This is a genomic window from Tepidicaulis marinus (genome assembly GCF_000739695.1).
Classification (GTDB): Bacteria; Pseudomonadota; Alphaproteobacteria; order Parvibaculales; family Parvibaculaceae; genus Tepidicaulis; species Tepidicaulis marinus.
Window position 1 is genome coordinate 1 of record NZ_BBIO01000039.1, and the last position, 4,552, is coordinate 4,552.

General features: G+C 59.8%; 3 protein-coding genes. All 3 read left to right on the forward strand.

The genetic code is table 11. The features are described from left to right. On the forward strand, positions 1 to 477 hold a 477-nt coding region (locus tag M2A_RS16800; RefSeq protein ID WP_045449899.1), incomplete at its 5' end, for a TolC family protein. Next, the gene (locus M2A_RS16805; protein WP_045449900.1) at positions 470 to 2,065 is read left to right on the forward strand and encodes an efflux RND transporter periplasmic adaptor subunit; all 1,596 of its coding nucleotides are present in this window, start codon (positions 470 to 472) and stop codon (positions 2,063 to 2,065) included. The genes M2A_RS16800 and M2A_RS16805, both read left to right, overlap by 8 nt. Then, positions 2,062 to 4,552 (forward strand): efflux RND transporter permease subunit (locus M2A_RS16810; protein WP_045449901.1); only part of this gene is annotated, 2,491 nt, incomplete at its 3' end. The genes M2A_RS16805 and M2A_RS16810, both read left to right, overlap by 4 nt.

A 4,552-nucleotide genomic window follows, 5' to 3' on the forward strand; every position in this document is an offset into this window, starting at 1 on the left:
CGTATCGGCCTTGCCAAAGAAGCCTATAAACCCTCCTGGAGTGTGGATGCGGGATATGGCTACCGGGCAGGCGGACGGGCCGATTTCGCCAGTGTCGGGCTGACATTCTCGGTCCCGCTATTCGCGCAAGGACGCCAGGACCGGCGTTTGTCGGCTGCCATGAAAGAGCGGCAAGCTGCACGCCTTAACCGTCAGAGCCTGCTGAAGGACTTGGAACGGGAACTCGATATCGCCCTAGCCGATTGGCATGAACTCGGCCGGCGCCTGCAGCTTTACGAGCAAGCCGTCACCCGCAGAGCGCACGATGCAGCTCAGGCCTCACTCGGCTCCTACGCCGATGGTCGCGCCGACTTTCCCGAAATCATCCGTGACCGCCTGGCCGTTCTCGATGCGGAACTGACTTATCTCGACCTGCAAGTCGACCGCGCCAAAACCTGGGCCAAGCTTTCCTATCTCGCTGGAGACACACATGAATAGAACTTTCATCGCACTCTGCGCCGGGATTGCCGCCGCTTCGCTTGCGGCCGGGTATGGCGCGGGAACCTGGATGGGCGGGAGCACAGGCTCCGCCGGGTCTGGCGCAATGCAAGGCGAGGACGAAATTCTTTATTGGGTCGCGCCGATGGACCCGAATTTTCGCCGCGATGCGCCGGGAAAATCTCCCATGGGCATGGACCTTATCCCCGTCTATGCCGATGACGATAAAGACAAGTCGGGTGAGCCTGCGCTGCAGATCAGCGCTGCCGCCGTGAACAACATCGGCGTGCGCACCGCGCCGGTGCGGCGCGAGACCCTTCCTTTCCAGGTCGACACCGTCGGCTTTATCGCGCCGGACGAAGAGCGTCTTTCCAGCATCAACGTGCGCACCGAAGGCTGGATCGAGGAGCTGATGGTAGAGACCGCTGGAGAACAAGTGGAAAAAGGCCAAGTTCTCTTCCGCCTCTATGCGCCGGAGATTTTGACAGCGCAGCGGGAATATCTTCAGGCAAAACGGCTGGGGCAATCCGAAATGATTGCCGCCGGCAAGGAGCGTCTGGTAGCGCTCGGCATGAGCGGCATTCAGATTGAAGAGCTGTCCCAGCGCAGAAAAGTCATCCGCCTCGTGGATGTGCGCGCGCCGCGCTCGGGCATCTTGCTGTCATTGGATGTGCGCCAGGGAAGTTTCGTGCGCCCGTCGGATGTCACCATGCGCCTTGCCGATCTTTCCAGCGTGTGGGTCATGGCGGATCTCTTCGAGGCGACCGTGGGGCGTGTTGCCGCGGGCCAGAAAGCGGAAGTCACCCTGCCCTCCTTTCCCGGCAAAACCTGGGAGGGGCAAGTGGACTACGTCTATCCGATGGCCGATCCGCGCACCCGCACCATTCCGGTGCGCCTGCGGCTGGAAAATCCCGACGGGCTGCTCAAACCCGCCATGTTTGCGAATGTCGAAATCGAGGGAAAACCGGCGATGGATACGTTGACGGTACCGGCCTCCGCCCTCATCCGCCATTCCTCGCAAGACCGGGTAATCGTCGCGCTGGGCGAAGGACGCTTCCGTCCTACCCCGGTCAAGGCGGGACTTGAATCGGGCGGGCGCGTCCAGGTTCTGGAAGGCGTTTCGGAGGGCGAGGAAATCGTGACGGCCGCGCAGTTCCTGATCGATTCCGAGGCGAGCCTCGATCCGGCGCTTCTCCGCATGACATCGGCCACTTCCGAAGACGAGATGAAAAACAAGATGGGCAAAGACATGGAAGAGGGCACGGATGGAGCCATGGACATGGACATGGACATGGACATGGACATGCCGGCAAACCAGACGGGCAGCGATACGGATGCTTACGAAACCACGGCAAGCGTCCTATCGGTCAATTCCGAAGCCCGGCAGGTGACACTCGACCATGAGCCTGTGGCTGAGCTTGGCTGGCCTTCCATGCAAATGGGCTTTGCCGTTTCCGAGAAAGTCGGCCTTAGGGGCATAGAGCCTGGCACAAAAGTCCATGTCCGGTTCCGGAAAAGCGACATGGGATATGAGATTATCGCGCTGCATCCCCTCTCGGGAATGGCCGATGAGGAGGACGCGGAATGATCGAGTTCCTTATCAGATGGTCGATTGCCAACCGTTTTCTTGTCGTCATTCTGGCCCTTATTCTGGCCGTTGCAGGCGTTATGGCGATCCGCACGACACCGCTCGATGCCATTCCCGATCTTTCGGATGTGCAGGTCATCGTAAAAACCACCTATCCGGGTCAGGCTCCGCAAGTCGTCGAGGATCAGGTCACCTATCCATTGGCCACTGCCATGCTTTCCGTGCCGGGCGCCGTCAGTGTGCGCGGCTATTCGTTTTTCAATGATTCCTACGTCTATGTGATTTTCAAAGACGGGACCGATCTTTATTGGGCGCGCGCCCGCGTGCTCGAATATCTGAGCCAGGTCGCACCCAACCTGCCGGAAGGGGCCCGTCCTGCGCTCGGGCCGGACGCAACCGGTGTCGGCTGGGTTTTCCAATACGCGCTTGTCGACCGCACCGGCCAGCAGGACGGGTATCAATTACGCGCCTTGCAAGACTGGTTCCTGAAATACGAGCTGCAGGCCGTGGAAGGCGTGTCCGAGGTCGCCACGATCGGCGGCATGGTCAAACAATATCAGGTCGTCGCCGACCCCAATAAGTTACGCGCGCATGGCATTTCGCTTTCCCGGCTGCGCCGGGCGATCGAGCGCGGCAATCAGGAAACCGGGGGCCGGGTCATCGAAATGGCGGAAGCGGAATATGTGATCCGCGCCAACGGCTATGTCAGCTCGATAGAAGACCTGGCGCAAATTCCGCTTCATACGGATGAGGGGGGCACCCCCGTTCTCCTTCGCGACGTTGCCGAGATCCGGCTCGGCCCCGATCTCCGGCGCGGTGTAAGCGAACTTGGCGGCGAGGGAGAAGCCGTCGGCGGGGTCGTGGTCATGCGGTATGGCGAGAACGCGCTCGCCACCATCGATCGCGTCAAAGAAAAACTCGCCAGCCTGAAAAAGAGTCTCCCGGAAGGCGTGGAAATCGTCACGACCTATGACAGGTCCGCTCTTATTGGGCGAGCTGCTTCGACATTACGTGAAAAGCTCATCGAAGAATTCATCATTGTTGCGCTCGTATGCGCGGTCTTCCTTTTTCACTTCCGCTCCTCGCTGGTCGTCGTCATCAGCCTGCCCCTGGGCGTACTGGCCGCCTTTATCGTGATGAGGGCACAAGGGATCAATGCCAACATCATGTCACTGGGCGGGATTATCATCGCCGTCGGCACGATGGTGGACGCCGCCATCGTTATGATCGAAAACGCGCACAAGAAGCTGGAGGGAAGGGAGGCGTCTGGCCCGGATCGCTGGAAAATCATTGGCGAGGCTTGCGCCGAAGTCGGGCCGCCGATTTTCTTTTCCGTGCTCATCATCACCTTGAGCTTCCTGCCCATTCTGACGCTGGAGGCACAAGAAGGGCGGATGTTCTCTCCCCTCGCCTATACGAAGACCTATGCCATGGCCGCCTCGGCAGCCCTTTCGGTGACCCTGGTGCCTGTGCTTATCGGTTTTCTGGTACGCGGGCGCATTACCTCCGAGGACGAAAATCCCGTCAACCGGTTCCTGACGGTGCTTTACCGGCCGCTGATCAACTTCGCTGTGGCCCGGCCACTGGTCGTTTTGGCAGCGTCCGGCGTGCTGCTCGTAAGCGCTGCCTTGCCGCTCTCACGGATTGGCTCGGAATTCATGCCGGAGCTGAACGAAGGCGATCTTCTTTATATGCCCAGCGCCTTTCCCGGCGCTTCCGCCGGCACGATGTCTTATCTGCTGCAGCAAACGAACAAGCTGATCAAGATGGTGCCCGAGGTGGAAAACGTTCATGGCAAGGCTGGGCGCGCCGATACGGCAACCGACCCTGCGCCCCTTTCCATGATCGAGACGGTGATCAGGTTGAAACCCCGGTCGCAGTGGCGCGAGGACATGACCCTCGAGAAACTGAAAGCCGAGCTCAACCGGATCGTCGACATTCCAGGCCTCACCAATGTCTGGATCATGCCGATCAAAAACCGGCTCGACATGCTGGCAACCGGCATCAAAACTCCCGTCGGCATCAAGGTTGCTGGACCCGATCTCAATGTGATCGATCAAATCGGCAGCCGGATCGAAAGCATTTTGGAAACTGTCGAAGGCACCTCCTCCGTTTATGCGGAACGGGTAACGGGCGGGCGTTTCGTCGATATCGACATCGATCGGGAGCGCGCCGCCCGTCTCGGACTCAACATCGCGGACGTTCACGACGTCATCCGCACGGCGATTGGCGGTATGGTGCTGGGGGAAAGCGTAGAAGGGCTTGAGCGTTTTCCGATCAGCCTGCGCTATCCGCAAACGGTGCGGCAAACACCCGCCGCTTTGCGCTTGCTTCCCATCGTAACGGAAGACGGTGCGCATATCCCCTTGGGCCAAGTTGCGGATATCCGCACTGTCGAAGGGCCGAGCATGATCCGCAGCGAAAATGCACGGCTGAACGGCTGGATCTATGTCGACATTGCAGGCCGCGATATCGGTTCTTATGTGG

Bases quoted from the DNA above. Each gene is read 5' to 3' on its own strand.
- M2A_RS16805 (WP_045449900.1), top strand. From the start codon at position 470: ATGAATAGAACTTTCATCGCACTCTGCGCCGGGATTGCCGCCGCTTCG.